Source organism: Oceanitalea stevensii, assembly GCF_014837105.1.
Classification (GTDB): Bacteria; Actinomycetota; Actinomycetes; order Actinomycetales; family Actinomycetaceae; genus Oceanitalea; species Oceanitalea stevensii.
The window spans coordinates 12,463-31,127 of the sequence record NZ_JACSPO010000013.1; the positions used below are offsets into that span (position 1 = coordinate 12,463).

The 18,665-nt window shown below is 75.0% G+C and carries 20 protein-coding genes; 6 read left to right on the top strand and 14 right to left on the bottom strand.

The window, feature by feature from the left end:
• Positions 1-56: 56 nt before the first annotated feature.
• The 7 genes from H9624_RS14785 to H9624_RS14815 all read right to left on the bottom strand — a co-directional run bounded on the left by H9624_RS14785 (position 57) and on the right by H9624_RS14815 (position 5,881).
• Positions 57-1,061 carry a metal ABC transporter permease gene (locus H9624_RS14785; protein ID WP_251840666.1) on the bottom strand — a complete coding sequence of 335 codons (1,005 nt, stop codon included), beginning with the start codon at positions 1,059-1,061 and terminating at the stop codon, positions 57-59.
• A complete protein-coding gene (locus tag H9624_RS14790; RefSeq protein WP_251840667.1) occupies positions 1,058-1,960 on the bottom strand; it encodes a metal ABC transporter permease in 903 nt (300 codons plus the stop codon). Before H9624_RS14790 ends, H9624_RS14785 begins: the two co-directional genes overlap by 4 nt.
• Complete coding sequence (locus H9624_RS14795) at positions 1,932-2,675, bottom strand: metal ABC transporter ATP-binding protein (protein ID WP_251840668.1); 744 nt, start codon at positions 2,673-2,675, stop codon at positions 1,932-1,934. The genes H9624_RS14790 and H9624_RS14795 overlap by 29 nt, the downstream gene beginning before the upstream one ends.
• On the bottom strand, positions 2,672-3,607 hold the full coding sequence (locus H9624_RS14800; RefSeq protein ID WP_251840669.1) for a metal ABC transporter solute-binding protein, Zn/Mn family: 936 nt from the start codon (positions 3,605-3,607) through the stop codon (positions 2,672-2,674). Before H9624_RS14800 ends, H9624_RS14795 begins: the two co-directional genes overlap by 4 nt.
• 95 nt (positions 3,608-3,702) lie before the next feature.
• Positions 3,703-4,680 carry an SRPBCC family protein gene (locus tag H9624_RS14805; RefSeq protein WP_251840670.1) on the bottom strand — a complete coding sequence of 326 codons (978 nt, stop codon included), beginning with the start codon at positions 4,678-4,680 and terminating at the stop codon, positions 3,703-3,705.
• A 19-nt stretch (positions 4,681-4,699) separates the two neighbouring features.
• On the bottom strand, positions 4,700-5,038 hold the full coding sequence (locus H9624_RS14810; protein ID WP_251840671.1) for an ArsR/SmtB family transcription factor: 339 nt from the start codon (positions 5,036-5,038) through the stop codon (positions 4,700-4,702).
• A gap of 42 nt (positions 5,039-5,080) precedes the next feature.
• Entirely contained in the window at positions 5,081-5,881 is an 801-nt protein-coding gene (locus H9624_RS14815; protein WP_251840672.1) for a fructosamine kinase family protein, read from the bottom strand.
• Positions 5,882-5,946: 65 nt separating this feature from the next.
• Between H9624_RS14815 and H9624_RS14820 the strand changes: the two genes are divergently transcribed.
• The gene (locus H9624_RS14820) at positions 5,947-6,726 is read left to right on the top strand and encodes a response regulator transcription factor (protein ID WP_251840673.1); all 780 of its coding nucleotides are present in this window, start codon (positions 5,947-5,949) and stop codon (positions 6,724-6,726) included.
• Here H9624_RS14820 and H9624_RS14825 read toward each other — a convergent pair.
• The 7 genes from H9624_RS14825 to H9624_RS14855 form a co-directional block, all read right to left on the bottom strand.
• Entirely contained in the window at positions 6,713-7,054 is a 342-nt protein-coding gene (locus H9624_RS14825; protein ID WP_251840674.1) for a hypothetical protein, read from the bottom strand. The two genes, H9624_RS14820 and H9624_RS14825, sit on opposite strands and share 14 nt — an antisense overlap.
• Positions 7,051-7,938 carry a hypothetical protein gene (locus H9624_RS14830; RefSeq protein WP_251840675.1) on the bottom strand — a complete coding sequence of 296 codons (888 nt, stop codon included), beginning with the start codon at positions 7,936-7,938 and terminating at the stop codon, positions 7,051-7,053. The genes H9624_RS14825 and H9624_RS14830 overlap by 4 nt, the downstream gene beginning before the upstream one ends.
• On the bottom strand, positions 7,935-8,441 hold the full coding sequence (locus tag H9624_RS14835; RefSeq protein ID WP_251840676.1) for an alternate-type signal peptide domain-containing protein: 507 nt from the start codon (positions 8,439-8,441) through the stop codon (positions 7,935-7,937). The genes H9624_RS14830 and H9624_RS14835 overlap by 4 nt, the downstream gene beginning before the upstream one ends.
• A gap of 40 nt (positions 8,442-8,481) precedes the next feature.
• The gene (locus H9624_RS14840; RefSeq protein ID WP_251840677.1) at positions 8,482-9,060 is read right to left on the bottom strand and encodes an alternate-type signal peptide domain-containing protein; all 579 of its coding nucleotides are present in this window, start codon (positions 9,058-9,060) and stop codon (positions 8,482-8,484) included.
• Between the two features lie 117 nt (positions 9,061-9,177).
• Positions 9,178-10,335, bottom strand: coding sequence for a GGDEF domain-containing protein (locus tag H9624_RS14845; RefSeq protein WP_251840678.1), 1,158 nt, complete (start codon positions 10,333-10,335; stop codon positions 9,178-9,180).
• Positions 10,335-11,975 carry a sensor histidine kinase gene (locus H9624_RS14850; protein WP_251840679.1) on the bottom strand — a complete coding sequence of 547 codons (1,641 nt, stop codon included), beginning with the start codon at positions 11,973-11,975 and terminating at the stop codon, positions 10,335-10,337. Before H9624_RS14850 ends, H9624_RS14845 begins: the two co-directional genes overlap by 1 nt.
• 144 nt (positions 11,976-12,119) lie before the next feature.
• Positions 12,120-12,809, bottom strand: coding sequence for an NAD-dependent deacylase (locus tag H9624_RS14855; RefSeq protein WP_251840680.1), 690 nt, complete (start codon positions 12,807-12,809; stop codon positions 12,120-12,122).
• 34 nt (positions 12,810-12,843) lie between these two features.
• Between H9624_RS14855 and H9624_RS14860 the strand changes: the two genes are divergently transcribed.
• The 5 genes from H9624_RS14860 (at position 12,844) to H9624_RS14880 (ending at position 18,640) form a co-directional block, all read left to right on the top strand.
• Positions 12,844-13,545 (top strand): response regulator, encoded by a 702-nt coding sequence (locus H9624_RS14860; protein WP_251840681.1) that lies wholly within the window; start codon positions 12,844-12,846, stop codon positions 13,543-13,545.
• Between the two features lie 118 nt (positions 13,546-13,663).
• The gene (locus tag H9624_RS14865; protein ID WP_251840682.1) at positions 13,664-13,849 is read left to right on the top strand and encodes a hypothetical protein; all 186 of its coding nucleotides are present in this window, start codon (positions 13,664-13,666) and stop codon (positions 13,847-13,849) included.
• A gap of 59 nt (positions 13,850-13,908) precedes the next feature.
• The gene (locus H9624_RS14870; RefSeq protein ID WP_251840683.1) at positions 13,909-15,105 is read left to right on the top strand and encodes a sensor histidine kinase; all 1,197 of its coding nucleotides are present in this window, start codon (positions 13,909-13,911) and stop codon (positions 15,103-15,105) included.
• 219 nt (positions 15,106-15,324) lie between these two features.
• Positions 15,325-15,519 (top strand): lichenicidin alpha family lanthipeptide, encoded by a 195-nt coding sequence (locus H9624_RS14875; protein ID WP_251840684.1) that lies wholly within the window; start codon positions 15,325-15,327, stop codon positions 15,517-15,519.
• Positions 15,520-15,598: 79 nt separating this feature from the next.
• Positions 15,599-18,640 carry a type 2 lanthipeptide synthetase LanM family protein gene (locus H9624_RS14880; protein ID WP_251840685.1) on the top strand — a complete coding sequence of 1,014 codons (3,042 nt, stop codon included), beginning with the start codon at positions 15,599-15,601 and terminating at the stop codon, positions 18,638-18,640.
• The last annotated feature ends 25 nt before the right edge of the window (positions 18,641-18,665 follow it).

Below are 18,665 nucleotides of genomic sequence, written 5' to 3' on the forward strand. Positions count from 1 at the left end.
CGGAGGATCGGTCTGCGCTCCTCCCACCCCGGAAGCGCTGCGAACCCTGTAGCGGCTCAGTCTAGCCGAGCGCGGACCCGCTCGACCTGCGAGACAGGCCACTGCAGCCGGGCGGCGAGCTGCGCCGTCGTCGCGTCCTCGCCGAGGGCGCGGGCGGCGTGGGCGACGAGTCGACGGCGCAGCACCGTCCGCCGCCGGCGGCGCAGCACCGCGGCGCCCACGAGCCCGTGGCGGGGTGCGACGAGGAGCGCGAGGAGGAAGGCGGCGCCGACGACGCTCGCGATCATCCCGGCGATCGACAGGTCCCACACGACGGCGAGCCCGTACCCGCCGAGCACGGCGACGGCCCCCACCCCCAGCGCGGTGGCAAGCATGAGCCCGAGCCGGTCGGTGAGGAGGTAGGCCGTGGCCGCCGGGCCGGCGAGGAGGGCGACGACGAGGATGGCACCCACCGAGTCGAAGGCGCCGACGACGGTGACGGACACGAGCGCCATGAGCACGTGGTGGACGAGCACCGGGGACAGACCGACGACGGCAGCGAGCGCCGGGTCGAAGGTCGTCACCTTGAGCTCCTTGTACAGCAGGACGACGACGGCGACGGCGACGACCGCGACGGTCCCCGTGGTCCACCACGACCGAGGACCGAGGTCCACCCCGCCGACGGTGAGGACGTGGAGCGGCGCGAAGGCGATCTCGCCGAAGAGGACGTGCTCGAGGTCGAGGTGGACGTTGCCGCCGTAGCGGGCCACGAGGAGGACACCGAGGGCGAAGAGCCCGGTGAAGACGATGCCGGTGGCGGCGTCGCCGCGGACCCTCCCGCCGCGCTCGAGGAGGTCGACGAGGACGACGGTGAGGAGACCGAAGGCCGCGGCACCGGCGAGGGCGGCGAGCGGGCCGAGGGAACCGGTGAGGAAGAAGGCGAGGACGATCCCGGGCAGGGCGGCGTGGGAGATCGCGTCACCGACCATGACGCTGCGGCGCAGGAGGAGGAAGCAGCCGAGCAGCGCGCACGGCGCGACGACGAGCAGCGCGGTGACGATGATGACGACGTCGACGCTCATGCCGCCTCCCCCACGGCCGCGCGCCGGGCGCCCGCCCGGACGCGCAGCCGGCGCGCGGGCAGGGACAGGACGAGGACCGCCGTCGCGACGAGGACGACGAGCGGGCCGGTGGGCAGGTCGGTGGTCGTCGCGCTGAGCACCGCGCCGGCCGCGCCGCTGAGGGCGCCGATGAGCGCGGCGAGCACGATCATCACCGCGAGGCGGTCGGTCCACTGCCGCGCGGCCGCCGCCGGGGTGATGAGGAGCGCCGCGACGAGCACGACGCCCACCGTCTGGATGCCGACGACGATCGCGACGACGAGCAGGACGGTGAGCAGCGCCTCGACCCGCCGCACCGGGTAGCCCACGGCCCGGGCGAAGGCCGGGTCGAAGGCGACGAGCTTGAGCTCCTTGTAGGTGAGGGCGACGACGGCGAGCGCCACCGCCGTCGCCGCCGCCATGGCCCGGACGTCGGCGGCGACGAGGCTGGCGGCCTGCCCGAGGACGAAACGGTCCAGGCCCGACTGTCCCGAGGCACCGGTGCCGGCGACGTAGGTGAGCAGGACCGTGCCGGCCCCGAAGAACACCGACAGGACGAGGGCGAGGGCGGCGTCCTGCTTGACCCGGGTGCGCTGGACGACGACGAGGACGAGCCCGGCGGCGAGCGCCGCCGTCGCCGCCGCGCCGAGCATGAGCCCGGAGCCGGAGGTCGTGCCGGTGAGGAGGAAGCCGATGACGACGCCCGGCAGCGTCGCGTGCGCGAGGGCGTCACTGAGCAGGCTCTGGCGGCGCAGCACCGCGAAGGTGCCCAGGGTGCCGCCGAGCAGGCCGAGGACGGCGGCACCGAGCGCGACGGTCCGCAGCGTGTAGTCGCCCAGGAGCGCGGCGAGCTCACCCATGGCGGCGCGCACCCGGCTCACGGCGCCCGGCCCCGCCGTAGGTGCGGGCGATGTTCTCGGGGGTGAAGACCTCCGCCGTCGGGCCCGCGGCGACGAGCTCACGGTTGAGGAGGACGACTGTGTCGAAGTAGTCGGCGACGGTGGAGAGGTCGTGGTGGACGACGACGACGGTGCGGCCCTCGTCGCGCAGCTCGCGCAGGAGGTCGACGACGACGCGCTCGGTGAGGTAGTCGACCCCGACGAAGGGCTCGTCGGCGAGGTAGAGGCGGGCGTCCTGGGCCAGCGCCCGGGCGAGGAAGACACGCTGCTGCTGCCCGCCGGACAGCTCCCCGATCTGCCGTCCGGCGAGGTAGAGCATGCCCACGCGCTCGAGGCAGCGTTCGGCGGTGCGACGCTCGGCGGCGCCGGGCCGGCGCAGCCAGCCGAGCCGCCCGTAGGTGCCCATCTCGACGACGTCGCGGGCGTCGGTCGGGAAGTCCCAGTCCACGCTCCCCCGCTGCGGGACGTAGCCGACCTCGCGGCGGGCCCGCTCGAGCGGCCGGCCGAAGATCTCGACGGCGCCGGCGACGGGCCGCACGAGGCCCATGGCGGCCTTGAGCAGGGTCGTCTTGCCGGCGCCGTTGGGGCCGACGACCCCGACGAGGCGGCCCTCGGGCACGGTGAAGGACACGTCCCACAGGACGGGCTCGTCCCGGTAGGCGGCGGTGAGCCCGCGGACGGACAGCGGCGCGGTCATGACCCTCCCAGGGCGGTGGCGATGGTCTCGGCGTTGGCGAGGAGCATCCCGGCGTAGCTCCCGGTGGGCGTGCCGGGCGCACCGAGGGCGTCGGAGTAGAGGCCCCGCTCGGGAAGGTGCACCTGCCAGCCGCGGTCGGCGGCGGCCTCCCGGACGGCCTCGATGCTCGCCGGGGAGACGCTCGACTCGGTGAAGAGGGCGGGCACCTGGCGCTCGACGAGGAGGTCGACGAGGCCGCGGACGTCCGCGACGCCGGCCTCGTCCTCGGTGGACAGGCCCTGGACGCCGCGGACCTCCAGGCCGTAGGCGCGGCCGAGGTAGCGGAAGGCGTCGTGGGAGGTGACGAGGACGCGACGCCGCTCGGGGACGGCGGCGAGGAGCTCGCTGGCCTCGACGTGGGCGGCGAGCGCCTCCTCGACGTAGGCCCGCCCACCGGCGGCGAAGTCCGCGGCGTGCTCGGGCGCGATGTCACTGAGCTCCGCGACGACAGGGTCGACCACCTGCACCCACAGCTCGGGGTCGAACCACACGTGGGGGTCGTACTGGTCGGCGTAGTCGGCCGAGGCGAGCAGGGCGCCGGTGGGCAGCGCGTCGGTCAGGGCGAGCACCCGCTCGAGAGCGCCGGCCTCGAGGACCTCCTCCATCCGTCCCTCGAGGAAGAGCCCGTGGTAGACGACGAGGTCGGCCTCGACGAGGGCGCGCACGTCGCCCTGGCTGGCGCGGTACAGGTGCGGGTCCACGCCCGGGCCCATGAGGGCGGTGACCTCGACGTGCGCACCGCCGACGGCGCGGAGAAGGTCTGCCGCGTGCGTCGTCGTCACCGTGACGTCCACGCGGCCGTCGTCGGCGCCGCCCGCGGGGCCCGCGCACGCTGCTGCGAGCAGCACGAGACCCGCCGCGAGCACCACACGATTTCGGAGACCCGAACTCATGAGGCAAGGGTAGTCGAACTCCCGCGTCACGCGTACCGCAGCGCCTTGCGCCCGCTCGTCGTCCCAGCGGGCGCACGGCGCCGACGGTCCGCGGTCTAGGCCGGCGTGAGGACCTCGGCCTCGAGCCGTGCGTAGCTCGTCTCCATCCCGTCGACCATGCCGGTGCCGAGGACGGCGTCGCGCGTCTCGGCGTCGGGGTAGGTGACGACGACGGTGAGCAGGGTCCCGCCGTCGACGGGCGTGAGGGTGAGCTCGTTGACCGCACCGGGACCCTCGACGCCGATCATCCGCTCGGTCGTCACCTCCCGGTACGGCGGCGCAGACTCGAGGAGCTCGCCGGTGAAGCCGAAGCGGTCCCCGCCGCCGTCGCGCTCCCACTCGTTGCGGTAGGTGTCCCCGACGCTCGTCGCCACCTCGCACACCGGCATGGTCCACCCGTCGGGGCCGAGCATCCAGCGGCGCATCAGCGCGGGGTCGTGGTGGGCGTCCCACACGGTCTGCACCGGGCCGCGGATGACACGGCTGATGCGGACGCGGGTGTCGTCGAGGAGCTGCGCCGCGGCGGGCAGGTCCGCGGCGAAGGACGCGAGGTCGGCGAGGACGGCGTCCACCTGCTCCATGGCGGCAGTGAGGCCCTCCTCCATCCCCATCGAGAGCAGCTGCTCGAGCGCCTCGAGGGAGGGGAAGATGGTCCGCGTCATCAGCCGCGAGCCGGTGCCGGTCGGCTTGAAGGTGTAGACCATGCGCGTGGACGGCAGGTCGGCGTCGGGCTCACCGTCGGGCGTGGCGAAGCCGTCGCGGACCTCGAAGGACCGGCCCGGCTCGACGGTGAGGAACTCCCAGTACCCGCCCGCACGCTCGCCGTCGGGGCCGGTCATGTAGTACTCCGAGCGCCCGCCGACGGTGACGTCGTGACGGGTGAAGGTCGCGGGCCAGCCGGGCGGTCCCCAGAACTTCTCGATCTGACGGGGGTCGACGTAGGCGTCCCACAGCCGGCTGGTCGGCACGGGGAAGTCGGCGACAACGGTCATCGTGAGCGCGTCGAGGTCCTTCTCGACGGTGGTGACGGGCATGGCGGTGCCTTTCTAACGGTCACTCATCTTCGGTGAGGAGCGCGTCGAGCCGGGCGACCCGTCCGCGCCAGAGCTGCTCGTACTGGTCGAGCAGGAGCTGGGCCCGGCGGATCGTGTCGGGGTTGCCGCGGACGAGACGCTCGCGTCCGTGCCGGTGCTTGGTCACCAGACCCGCCCCCTCCAGGACAGCGACGTGCTTCTGCACGGCCGCGAACGACATGTCGTAGTCGCCTGCCAGCTCTGTCACGGTCGCCTCCCCCACGAGGGTGCGCCGGACGATGTCGCGCCGGGTGGCGTCGGCGAGGGCCCGGAACACCCGGTCCGTCGCGGCGTCGTCCAGCACGCGTTGTACAACCATGTGGTTGTACGTTAGTGACGGCCGACGCGTCCGTCAACCCCCTCAGGCATAGCGCCGGGCAACCTCCACCGTCCGCGGGCCGTAGTGCCCGCCGAAGATCACCGCGTGCATGACGAGCATCGTCAGCTGGTGCAGCCCCACCCGCTCCTGCCAGCCGGCGGCGAGCGGGGAGACCTCCTCGTAGCCGGCGAGGATGTCGGGCAGGCGGTCGACGCCGAAGAGCGCGAGCGCCGCGAGGTCGGTCTCGGCGTGCCCGCCGTGGGCGGCGGGGTCGATGAGGACGCCGGCGACCTCCCCGTCCCGGCGCGTCCACACGACGTTGCCGCCCCAGAGGTCACCGTGCAGGCGCGCCGCCCCGTCACCGACGAGGGCGGGCTGGGCGTGGTCGAGCTCCCCCGCCGCGAGCCGGTCGGCGACGCGCTCGAGGACGCGGGCGCCGTCGTCGTCGATGGAGCCGTTCGCCAGCGCCCGCGGCACGTACGGACGCAGCTGGTACTCGGCGTAGAACTCCCCCCACCGGGTGAAGGGAGCGTCGGCGTCGTGCTCGTGCAGCGGCATCGGCCCGGAGCTGCGCGGCACCTCCCCGCGCCACCCGGGCGGGGTGCAGCCCAGGGACGGGGCGCCCGCGGCGTGCGTGCGGGCCAGGCCGCGGCCGAGGGCGGCAGCGGCGTGCGCGGTCGGCTCGGCGGGGGGCAGGTGGACGAGGTCCATCCACCCCTCCCCCTCGGCGAGGATCTCGACGACGGGAGCGCCTCCCTCCTCCACCGCCTCGGTGAGCCAGCGCAGGCCGGCCGCCTCGAAGCGCAGCGTCACCGGCTCGTCGGTCTTGTGGAAGGTGCTCATGGGGCCATCGTGGCAAGGCGGTGGCCGCCCGGCGAGGGCGCCCCCGGTTCGCTACAGTCGTCACCGTGAGTGAAACGGGCGCGCGGGGCAACGCGGTGGTCATCGAGGACGACGCCGACATCAGGTTCCTCCTCGAGGTCACCCTGGGTCAGGCCGGCTTCGCCGTGACGTCGGCGCCGAACGGGCAGGCCGGCGTCGACGCGGTGCGCGAGCTGCAGCCCGTCATCACCACCCTCGACATCTCCCTGCCCGACTTCGACGGCTTCGAGGTGGCGCGGCGCATCCGCGCCTTCTCCGACACCTACATCCTCATGCTCACCGGCCGGGCGGACGAGATCGACACCCTCCTCGGGCTCGAGGCCGGGGCCGACGACTACGTGACCAAGCCCTTCCGGCCGCGGGAGATCCGGGCCCGCATCGAGGCCCTGCTGCGCCGTCCGCGCGCGGTCGCCGGCGAGGCGCCGCCCGCCGAGCCGCCCGCCGGCGCCAAGGCCGCGGTGACGCCGGACGACGACGCCCTCATCGTCCACGGCGACCTGCGCCTGGACCGCGACGCCCGCGTCGTCGAGCTGGGCGGGACGCTGCTGGAGCTCACGCGCAGCGAGTTCGACATCCTCACCGCGCTGCTGTCCAACCCCCGCCGCGTGCTCACCAAGTCCCAGCTCGCCGGCGTGCTGTGGTCCGAGGGCTACGACACCGGCCTCGAGGCGACCGACGCGGACCGCCGCTCGGTGGAGGTCCACGTCGCCAACCTGCGGCGCAAGCTCGGCGAGGACGCCACCAGCCCGCGGTACGTCGAGACGGTCCGCGGCGTGGGCTACCGGCTGGCGCTCAGCGCCCGCTGAGTGCGGCGCGCGCCCCGCGCAGCGCGTGGCACGTGGGCCCGGCGAGGGCCTCGACCTCGGCCAGCGCCCGCTCGGCGGCGGCGCCGTCCGTGGTGCGGCACCGGGTCGCCGCGTCCGCGAGCGCCAGGGCCCCGAGCATCTCCGCGGAGCACGCGAGGCTGAGGGAGACGTCCCGGAGGCCCTCTCCACTCGCCACCGCCTGCCGCAGCCGGGTGACGCGGCCGGCCAGCATCTCCACGAACTGGTCGACCATGACGCCGGTGGCCGCGGGCCCCACCTCCGTCACGAGCACGGTGAGGCGGGACCGCTCGAGATGGCCGCCCGTCATGCGCAGTAGACGGCGCCGAGGACGACGAGCCGCTCGACACGCACGGTGGTGGTCGCGCTCGTCACCGTGGTGCCGTCGGCGAGCACGGCGACGACGCGCACCTGCGTGTTCTCGAACTGGAAGGGCGGGAAGTCACGGCTGGACACGCCCGTGGAGCGCTGGCTCGGGTTGAGGCTGTTGATCTCGCGCCACCCGCCGTCCGCCTCGGCCTGCACGCTCCAGCGGGCGACGTCCTGCGCCATCCCGGCGCGGTCCCACTCCCACCGCAGCGTGACGCGGGGCCAGCTGCTCGAGCACTGCGGCGCGGTGACGCTGGGCGCGGCGGGAAGCTGCTGGGTGGCGGTCCACGTGTTGGTGGCCGTCCACGTGCTGGAGGCGGTGGCGACGCCGCCGACCGTCGTCGCGAAGGACAGCGAGCGCCCGCCCAGCTGGAGGCGGACGTGGTCGGAGGGGACGAAGGTGAGGCACAGGGTGCGCGCGCCGCTGAGCCGCTCGCCGCCGGTGACGGCGAAGGAGGAGGCGGTGCCGCTGGGGGTCGCGGAGTAGAGGACCGGCTCGGTGGCCGCGCAGACGCCGTTCCGCGCGAGGCGGTAGTCCACACGGGAGCCGGAGAGCTCCGCACCGGTGAGGACGCGCCCTGCCGAGGTGACGGTCACCGCACCGGGACGCCACGTGCCGCTCGTGTCGCCGGACATCCCCAGCGTGGCGCTCGCCGCGGTCGCGCCTGCGACGTCGACACGGACCCCGCCGGTGCGCAGCTGCGGGACGGCCACGGTGGCCTCGTCGCTCCAGGCGGCGAGGGTGGACTCGCTCGGACGCAGGAGGAGCACCCCGCCGAGCACGACGGCGAGGGCGAGGAGGCAGGCGGTGAGCCGCGTGGTCATGGCATCTCCTGGGTGAGGGTCCAGCGAATGGCGCCGGCGTCGAGGGTGGTGCGCTGGGCGACCGTCGCCGGGACGGTGAGGTCCACGACGGCGGTGGCGCTGGCGCCGTCGTTCGCGGGCGTCACGGTCCAGCCGCGGGTGCCCACGGCGGCGAGCGTCGTCGTCACCCGCGGGGTGGAGCGGGTCAGGCCCTGCAGGCCGGTGACCTCGAGACCGAGGGTGCCGGTGAGCAGCTCGCCGGCGGCGCTGACGCGCACCGTGGAGGTGAGGCGGACGACGTCGCCCGGGACGAGCGGGGTGCTCGCCGGCAGCGGCTGGGAGGTCCCGGGCCGCACGACGACGGTGCTCGTGCTGACCGGCTCGACGGTGAGGTCGCCGGCGGAGACGACCTGGCCCTCGCGGAGCTCGGCGTCGTTCCACCCGGCGAGGGTGGTGCCGCTGCCGGAGAGGAGGACCGCCGCCAGGACTGCGGCGAGTGCGGCGCGGGTCAGGCGGTTCGGCACGATGGTCCTCCTCTCCGGTGGGTGCGGGGTGCGGGGCGGGTCAGGCGGCGGGGACGGTGTCCTGCGTGAGGGTGACGTCGAGGCCACCGAGGGAGACGTCCTGGCCCTGGCCGACGAGGCCGGCGGTCGTGGCGTCGAAGGCGACGGTGACGGCGACGTCGAGCGTCTGGTCCTCGTCCTCGGCGACGACGGCCGCGGAGGTCCCCGTGACGGCCTCGCCGTTGAGGGACATCGTCGCGTTCTCGCCCAGCTGGGCGAGGAGCTCGGCGTCACCGGTGAGGCCCTCGAGGTTGTGGGCGACGGTCGCGCGGAGCAGGTCGCCCTGCGCGTCGATCGTCATGGTCTCGCGGTAGGTGAGGGCGTCGCCCGGCACGACGAGGTAGGACCCGTCCGCGACGGCGGCGGTGACGTCCGCGCCGGCGACGTTGGTCCACGTGCCCTGGCCGGCAGCGAGGTCGAGGACACCGGCGGTGATCGCGGTGTCGGTCGCCGCGGCCTCGGAGTCGGACCACTCGGCGAAGGTCGCGCCGCCGGCGCCCAGGACGACGATGCCGACGGCGGTGGCCGCGACGGCCTTCCAGGTGGTGCGGGTGGGGCGGGAGCTGGTGGAGCGTGCCATGGTCGTGCCTCTCGGTTCAGGAGCCGGTCTGTCCGGCGCTGAACCAAATGTCGGCCGCCGACCTCAACGGGCCCTGCCCCTCACCTCAACCCTGCCTCAGGACTGGCTCAGGATTCCTCAGAGCCAGCTGAGCACCCGGTTGCCGCCCTCGGCGACGGCCTGGTGCGCCCGTCGAGCGGCGAGCTCGCGCAGGTCACCGAGCTCGTAGCCGGTCTCGGCGTCGGTGGCCACGCCCAGGCTCACCCGCAGGCGCAGCCGGGCGCCCTCCACCTGCAGGGGCACGGCGATGACACGGCGGCGCAGGCTCTCCGCCCACGCGTGCGCCTCCACCCCGGTGAAGCCGCGCAGGAGCACCTCGAAGACGTCGCCCGCGTCGTCCACACGGCCCGCGAGGGAGGCGGACGGCGGCGCGAGGACGCGGGCGCTGTCGACGGCGGCGACGAGCGCCGCGTCCGCGACGGTCCGGTCGAAGGCGGTGGTGAGGTCGTCGCGGCCCTCGATGACGACGACGACGACGGCCAGCGGGTCCCCCGCCCGCTGCGCGTCCTGCGCGGCCTCGCGGGCCCGGGGGACGAAGCTCGTCGGGGTCCGCAGGCCGGTGCGGGGGTCGAAGGCGCTGGTCCGGGTCTCGTGGGCGTGGACCTCGTCGGTGCGGATGATGGCCATGCAGTAGCCGGCGGTGACGATGAGGACGATGAGCACGAGGAGGGTCGTCGTCGTGCCGAGCGGTCCGGTGAAGGTCGGGGACTCCGTACCCTGGGTGAGGTACACCGCCAGGCGCGCGCCGTAGTAGACGGCGACGAGCAGGAGCACCCCGCCGAGCACCGGGCCCAGCCGGTGCCCCATCCGCCGGCCCCGCAGGGCGGCGGCCCCACCGAGCAGCCCTCCTGCCGCCGTCCCGAGGAGCACCGCCCAGCCCCCGCCCCACTCGCCGGCGTCCGGGCCCGCGAGGACCGTGGCGAGGCCGGCGACGGCGGCCGCCCCGACGGTGACGCCCAGGAGCGGGCGGCGCCCGTCGTCGGCGCGGATCCCGTTCCACATCGCCATCGTCGTGACGACGGAGGACCCGTTGCCCAGCGCGACGAACCACCAGAGCGTCTCGCTCGCCGAGGCGGCGAGGTAGAAGAGCGCGGTGGTGACCGCGCTGCTCAGCGCGAGCGTCCACAGCAGGTCGACGGGTGAGCGTCCCCGGCTGGCGACCTCGATGACGAAGGCCGTCGCGACGATCGAGACGACGACGATCGAGACGACGTAGAGCGTCGTGGCGTCGAGCATCAGTCGCCCTTCCCGGCCGGGAGGAGGACCTCGACGCGGGTGCCGCGGCCCGGTTCGGAGGTGAGCGTGATGGTGCCGCCGAGCGCCTCGACGATCTGGCGGCTGATGTGCAGGCCCAGCCCGGTGCCCTGGACCGAGGTGTGCCGCACCTGCGGGGCGCGGTAGAAGCGGCTGAAGAGCTGGCCCTGGTCGGCGGTGGGGATGCCGGGGCCGTCGTCGGTGACGGCGAGGCAGACCCGACGGTTCCGGTCGCTGATCTCGATGCTCACGTGTCCGCCGGGGTGGGAGTACTTGACGGCGTTGGAGACGACGTTGTCGACGACCTGGGTGAGGCGTCCGACGTCGGCGCAGACGACGGCGCCGCCCGTCGTCGACACGGCGATCTCGATGTCACGGTCGGCGGCGCGCGGGGACTGGGACTCGACGACGTCGGCGACGACGTCGGCCAGGTCGACGTCCTCCCGCGACCCGACGTCGGACGCGGTGCGCGCCGCACTGAGGAGGTTGTCGATGAGGATCCGCAGGCGACCGGCGTTGCGCTCGGCCACCTCGAGGAAGCCCCGGAGGCGGGGCGGGAGGTCGGGGTCGTCGACCGCGAGGTCGAGGTAGCCGGTGACGGAGGTGAGCGGGGTGCGCAGCTCGTGGGAGACCGAGGAGACGAAGTCGTCGCGCTGGGACAGGGCGAGCAGCTCGTCGGTGATGTCGTGCAGGGCGACCACCGTCCCCTCGCTGGCGCCGGCCTCGTGCGGGAGGCGGCTGGCGCTGATGCGGAAGGCGGCGCGGTCCCCCGGGGCACGTTCCCACCACACGACCCTCCGGTCGAGCGGCTCACCGGCCGCGACGGCGGCGAGCCGCTCGGGGTCCACGGGCGTGGTGCCGTCGGCGGAGAAGAGCCGCGGCACGGCGTCGACGAGGTGGGAGCCCACGGCGAAGCCGCCGTCGCTCGCCTCGCGCAGCGCCCTGTTGGCGACGACGACGGTGCCCTGTGGGTCGAGCACGACGACGCCCGCGTCGATCGTGTTGAGCACGCCCTCGAGCCGGGCCCGGTCCCGGGCCGTCTCGTCGAGCAGCTCCTCGACCAGCGCGCTCTGCCCCGCGAGGAGCTCGCGCCGCGCCGCGGACCTCTTCTCCGACAGGTGCAGGGAGCTGGCCACGGCGATGATCGCGGCCGGGACGGTGAACATCCGGGCGGCGTTGTCCGGCGTGATCGACAGCGCGCCCGCCTGGAACGCGTGGACGATGTCCACCCCCATGGAGGAGGCCACGCCGGCGGCGACGGCGGTCGTGGCCGCGCCCCGTCCCATCCGCGCGAGCCACACGACCGGGAGGAGGAGGAGCACCGAGACGCGCGCCCCGACGCTGAGGAGGCAGACGACGGCGAGCATGTCGAGCAGCGGGACCACGCCCTCGGCCCCACGCGGCAGCAGGTGCCAGGGCACGACGGCGGCGATCGCGGTCGCGAGGAGGTTGACCGCTGCGCCGACGAGGACGGCGTCGGGGGCGCCCTCACCGAACTCGTCCCAGGCGATGAGGGCGACGGTCATGACGCCGAAGACGACGAAGAAGGGCAGCTGCCGACCGAGGACGGCGAAGCGGCGCTGGGTGGTCTCGTCGGCGACGGGGGCTTGCTGGCGGGGCACCCACCGAGCCTAGGGTGCCCGGCGGAGGGTGGCGCGGGCGGCGCGCGGCCGCCCGCACCGGACGAGCGCGGCGACGGCCCGGGGCAGGCCGCCGCCATGCCCCTCGCCCTGCGTGCCTGAGCACTCCCCCGGCGTGCCGACGGCTCAGGCGGGCGCCAGCTCCGCGACGAGCTGCGGCACGAGCCGAGCGGCCGGTCCGGTCCGGACCTCGTCGAAGTAGCGCGAGACCTCGCTCGGCTCGAGGTTGAGCTCGAGCGTGCGGGCCCCGCTGCTCGCCGCCAGGGCGACGTAGCCGGCCGCCGGGTACACCGCCCCGGACGTGCCGACGGCGACGAAGAGGTCGCAGCCCGTGACGGCGGCGTGGATGCGGTCGAGCTCGTAGGGCACCTCGCCGAACCAGACGACGTCGGGACGCAGCCGGGCCCGCCCGCACGCGGGGCAGGGCGGGGCGTCGAGGAGGTCGGCGTCCCAGGCGGGGCGGGCGCCGCAGGCCTCGCAGCGGGCCCTGCGCAGCTCCCCGTGCATGTGGACCACGCGGCGCGAGCCCGCACGCTCGTGGAGGTCGTCGACGTTCTGCGTGACGACGAGCAGCTCCTCCCCGAGCGCCTCCTCCAGGGCCGCGAGCGCCCGGTGGGCGGGGTTCGGCCCGACGAGGGTGAGGGCGCGGCGGCGGGCGTCGTAGAAGCGGTGGACGAGCTCCGGGTCCCGGGTGAAGCCCTCGGGGGTGGCGACGTCCTCGACGTCGTGGCCCTCCCACAGCCCGCCGGCGTCGCGGAAGGTCCGCACCCCCGACTCCGCGGAGATCCCGGCACCGGTGAGGACGACGACGCGCATCCCCCCATTGTCGGCCCGCCGCTAGGATCGGCACATGAGCACACCGGCCGTGCGTGTCGTCGTCGCCGACGACCAGCCGCTCATGCGGCGAGCCATCGGCGAGCTCGTCGAGAGCGAGGCGGACCTCGAGCTCGTCGGACAGGCGAGCAACGGCGCGGAGGCGGTGCGAATCGTCCGCGAGACCGGTGCCGACATCCTCCTGTGCGACCTCGACATGCCGGTGATGAGCGGCGTCGAGGCGATCGCGGAGCTGTCCGCCACCGGGGAGGTGAGGAGCATCGCGCTGACGACGTTCTCCTCCATGGACCTCGTGCTGGCGGCGCTGCGCGCCGGGGCCAGCGGGTACCTCGTCAAGGACGCCACCCCCGAGGAGATCGTCGACGCCGTGCGCCAGGTGCGCGAGGACTCCATGGTGCTCTCGCCGTCCGTGGTCAAGCTCCTCGCCGCGCACGTCACCACGCTGCCCGCCGCCGCCGCCCCGCAGCCGGCGCCCGACGCGCCGGAGCTCTCCGAGCGCGAGCACCAGGTGCTGCAGCTGCTCGCCGGCGGCCTGAGCAACCGGGAGATCGGGGCCGAGCTGCACCTGTCGGAGGGCGCCGTCAAGCTGCACCTGGGCCGGGCCTGCGACCGTCTCGGTGCCCGTGACCGCGTTCAGCTGCTCGTCCGGGCGGTGGAGCTCGGGCTCGTCACGCCCAGCCTGCTCAAGCCGGAGACGGCGATGGACCGCTACCGCTGACGGCGCTGCCCACTGGCCGACCGTCCACGCAGCGGTGGACGATGGGCCATCGCGGCGCCGGGCCGCGCGAGCGCAGACTGGACACGTCACACCGACTCCAGTGCAGGAGGTTCTACCCGTGAGGCTTCGCCGCATCGCCGCCGCGTCCCTGGTCCTGTCCGCCACCGTCGTCCTCGGGCCACCGGCCCTGGCCGCGGACACCGGCACGGCCGTCCGGGCCGCGTCCCCGCCGGTCGCGGAGCCCGCGACCTTCCTCGGCGACCTCGCGTGCCAGGTGCTCGGGGACTTCTTCGAGAAGTGCTGACCCGCGCCTGACCACCGTCGCCGGGCCCACCGGCACGCCCCGGTGCTATCGTCCGGGCGATGGCCGACGACGGTGAGCCGAGGGGGACTCTCCGCCGGCTGGGGCGGGTGCTCCAGGCGGCTCCCCGCCCGCTGTCCAGGGTGGCCGCCACCGTCCTCGCGCTCCTCGGCGCCGTCCTGCTACTCGACTTCCTCCTCGACACCCCGGTCGTCACGCTCGCCGAGCTCCTGCGGTGCGTGCTCTTCGGCCTCGCCTGCCTGGGCCTGCCCGTCAGCACCCGCTACCCGGCGGCCGCGACGGCCCTGTTCCTCCCGGGCAGCGCCGTCGCCGCCGTCGTCACCGACCGGATCGGCATCGTCACCATCATGGCGTGCGTGCTCGTCGCGGTCGTCGCGACGGTCGCGAGCGCACGGGCGGCCGCCGTCGTCCTGGCCGTCCTCACGGCGTGGGCGGCCGGCGTCTCCGTCGCCGTGTACGGCGACCTCACCCACCTCGGCCCGTACCTCCTCTTCGCGGTGCCCGCCACGCTCGTGGGGCTCGCCTTCGGGCGCCTGCGGCTGCACTCCTCCCGCACCGAGCGGCACAACCGTGAGCTGCTCCGGCGCCAGGCCGAGGTCCGCGCCCGCGAGCGCGAGTCCCTGGCGCGCGACCTGCACGACGTCGTCGCCCACCAGCTGACCCTCATCTCGCTCGTCGGGGGCAGCCGCGCACGCAGCTCGGACCCCGAGAAGCTCCGGTCGGCGCTCCAGGAGACGAGCGAGCTCAGCCGCGAGGCGCTCGTCGAGCTGCGCAAGCTGCTGCGCGTGCTGCGTGACTCCTCGAGCGTCGGCACGGAGGCGGACCCCACCCCGCACGGCCTGGTCGACGTCGGCCTGCACGACGGCGTGCACCACCTCGCCCAGCGCCTCCTCGACCTCGGCTTCCCCGTCGACCTGACCATCGACGCGCCCGGGGAGATCAGGACGCCGCGGACCACCGTCGAGTCCATCCTGCGAATCCTGCAGGAGGCGACGACGAACGTCGTCAAGTACGCCGTCCCCGCCTCACCCGTGGTCATCGCCGTCCGGCTCTCCCCCGAGTCGCTGTCCCTCACCGTCGAGTCCGAGGTGGCGCCGGCGCGTCGCCGGATGAGCCCGGAGCTCGGGACCGGCCAGGGGATCATCGGCATGCAGGAGCGCGCGGCCCTCCTCGGCGGCGAGGCGATCATCGGGCCGGTGGGCACGACCTGGTCGGTCCAGGTGGCCCTGCCCCTCTAGGGCACCGCTGCCCCACGCGCTGACCGATCGGTCAGCCCGATGGCCAACGGACAGGCGCCGTTCCGCCCGGCCGTTCTGGACGCACGGCCATTGGCCGCGGCCGGCGCCTCCGGTGGAGTGGTGCCCGTCACCGACGCTCCTGTCCACGGCGGACCGGGCCGGTGACGCATCCGGGGAGTCACCTCCCGCAGCAGCTCGACGACGAGAGTGAGGAGTCCAATGAGCAAGCCGAAGTTCAGCCCCAATGCCGACGTCCTGATGGAGATCGACGACCAGGCGGTGACGGCCGACCAGGCCGGCCAGGGCTGGGGAACCATCGTGACCACGCTGACCTGCTACGGCGTCAGCTGGGCCATCGGCAACGACGGCAACTTCTGCACCGCCACGGTGGAGTGCCAGAAGAACTGTTCGTGAGGCCCCGGTACCGGTGCCCGCGAGCCGGGCACCGGTACCGCCGCCGAGTCCACCCGTTCCGTCCGCCGAGGGGCATCCCATGACCGTCGCGAGCACCGCCGGCCTCGACCAGGCCGTCGCCACCTACGTCCCCGAGCTGGCCGGGACGAGGCGTCCGAGCCTCACCGCCCTGCTCTCCCACCACCGCCGGGACCGGGACGAGACCTTCGGCGGCAGCGACCGCACCCGGCTGGCGCAGGAGCTGCTCGCACCCTTCCTCGACCCGGCACCCGGCCCCGTGAGCAGCGCCGAGGGCGGCCGGGACCCCCGGTTCACCGGGTGGACCCGCGTGCTGGTCAGCGCCTGGCTGCGAGCCGAGCACGAGTCGCTGTCCGCCCACCCCGCCCTCGCCGACGGCGCGGCCTTCGTCGGTCCACTGGTCGAGGACGGCGTCGCCCTCGCGAGCGAGACCCTCGTCCGGACGCTCGTCGAGGTGCTGGCCGAGCGCCGGGAGGCAGGCGCACTGACCGGCGCGACCCCCGAGGCACGCTTCGACGACTTCCGGGCCTGGATCGGCTCCCCCGACGGCGCCTCGGCCCTCGCCCACCGCTACCCCACCGCCGTGGTCCGGGCGCACGCGCTCGTCGTGCGCCGCGCCCGCAGCGTGCGGGAGGTCCTCGACCATCTCGTCGCCGACCTCCCCGACCTGCGGGCCACCCTGCCCGGCCTCGACGGCGACGTCCGCGTCCACTCCCTGCACCTGGGAGCCGGCGACACCCACGACGGCGGCCGCACCGTCGGCCTGCTCGACCTCGGGCGGCACGGCCACCTCGTCCACAAGCCCCGCAGCCTCGCCGCGGACCGCGCCCTCCACGGTCTCGCCCGCGGCCTCAACGCCGCGCTGGGCACGTCGCTGCGGGTCCCGCGCACCCTCACCCGTGACCACCACGGCTGGGCGGAGTACGTCGACGGCACCGGTGCCCCGACGTCCGACGGCCGCCACCCGTACCGGCTCGGCGAGCTCGCTGCCGTCCTGTACCTGCTGCGCAGCACCGACATGCACTACGAGAACGTCGTCACCGACGCTGCCGGCCGGCCGGTCGTCGTCGACGCCGAGACCGTCCTGTCCGCCGTCCCCGTCCGTGAGCCGAGCTACGCGGACGGCGCCGGCTCACGGCACGCGCGGGCCCTGCTCGAGGACTCCGTCATCGGCATCGGGCTCCTGCCCCTGCGGGTCAGCGTCCCCGGGCGCCCGGAGTCGCTCGACATCGGTGCGTCCGGCTCCATGGCCGCCGGCCAGGCCTCCCCCTTCCGCAGCCTGGCCGTGCGGGACGCCGGGCGCGACGACATGCACATCGCCCTGGAGCCGGGGCGCGTGGGCACGGGCAACACCAACCCCCACGCCGGCACCGAGCTCGACGCCGTGGTTCGCTTCCGCGACGGCGTGCGGCGCGGCCTGGAGGACACCCTGCGCCGCGTCATGGAGCACCGCGACGTCGTCGAGGGCCTGGTCCGCCGCGAACTCACCGGCGTGCGGGTCCGGCACGTCAACATCCCCACGGTGTTCTACGCCCAGCTGCTGCGCATGTGCTCCCACCCGGACCTCCTGGAGGACCCCGACGCCCACCTCGCCGTCCTGGGCCGGGTGAGCCTGCGCAACACCGCCGCCCGCTCCGCGGCCGCCCACGAGGTGGCCCAGCTGCTCGGCGACGACGTGCCGCTGTTCACCGTCGACGCCCACGGCACCGACCTGCTCGACGCGCGCGGCCGGACGCTCGTCCCCGACTTCTTCGACGCCACCCCGGTGGACCGGGTGCTCTCGCGGCTGCACGCGCTGGACGAGGCGGAGGTCGCCCGGCAGGCCGACCTCGTCGACGTCGCCTTCGTCCCCCGCATCCCCGACGGCGGGGAGCGCACCGCGCCGCTCACGCGCCCCACGCCGCCGCCCGCGCCGGACCGCGACGTCGTCACCGGGGCCGTCGACCGCCTCCTGTCCCGCTGGGTGCCCGCGACGGACCCGGCCCACCCCGCCACGTTCTGGGGACCCCTCGTCACCACCTCCGACGCCTCCCAGTGGACGCCGGGCTCCCTGGGCTACGACCTGTACGGCGGCAGCGTGGGCGTGGCGCTCGCGCTCGCCGAGGCCGGCCACCTGTACGACGTGCCGAGGGCCCGCGACGTGGCCGCGGCCGTCCTCGACCCGATCCGCGCCCAGGTCCTCGGCGGCGCCCTGGAGAGCCAGCCCGTCTCGGCCGGGGGCATGACCGGCATGGGCGGGACCGTCTGGGCCGTCGCCGCCGCAGACCGGCTGTCCGGCCGGGGCACCGGCGACCACGCCCGCCTCGTCGACGCCCTGGCGGCGACCGTGCGACCCGACACCGTCCCCGACCTCACCGCCGGCCTCGCCGGTGCCCTGACCGCCGGCTGCGGCATCGTCGGGCGGGTCGAGGACGTCCACCGCGAGGCCGCCACCGACGCCCTCGCACGGCTGGCCGCCCGCGCGCTGCCCGGCCTGGAGCGCGTGACCACCGCCCCCGCGGACGGCGACCAGCCGGTGTTCACCGGCTACGCGCACGGTCTGGCGGGGATGCTCGCGCCGGCCCACCGCGCCGCGCACGCCCTGTCCGGCACGCACCCCGAGCTGTCCGCGCGCCTCGCCGCCCTGGGGTCCGCCCTGCTGGGCCTGCTCCTCGCGCAGACCGGCGAGGACGGCGACCTCCCCCGGACCGTCGGCGGGTCGGACTCCTCGTGGGCGTGGTGCCACGGCGCCCCCGGTGTCCTCCTCGGCCTGCTCGAGGTGGCCGAGCTCGGCGCCGAGGTGCCGGAGCGGCTGCTGGTCGACCTCGGCCGGCAGACGCAGGACCGCGGCCTGGGCAACAACCCGACGTACTGCCACGGCGACCTCGGCTCGCTCGCGGCGCTGCACCGCCTCGCCCTGCACACCGGGGACGAGGACGCCCGGCGCCGGTGGACGGCGGAGACCCGGTCCCGTGCGGGGCGCACCGCGCTCCGTGACCGCGCCTCCGCCCGCGACCGCTACACCGGCACCGACAGCCTCATGGTCGGCCGCGCCGGAGCGCTGCACGCGCTGCTGCGCACCACGGCTCCGGCCGACTGCCCCGACGTCCTCACGCTGGAGTAGGGGCCCACGACTCAGCCGGCCGACC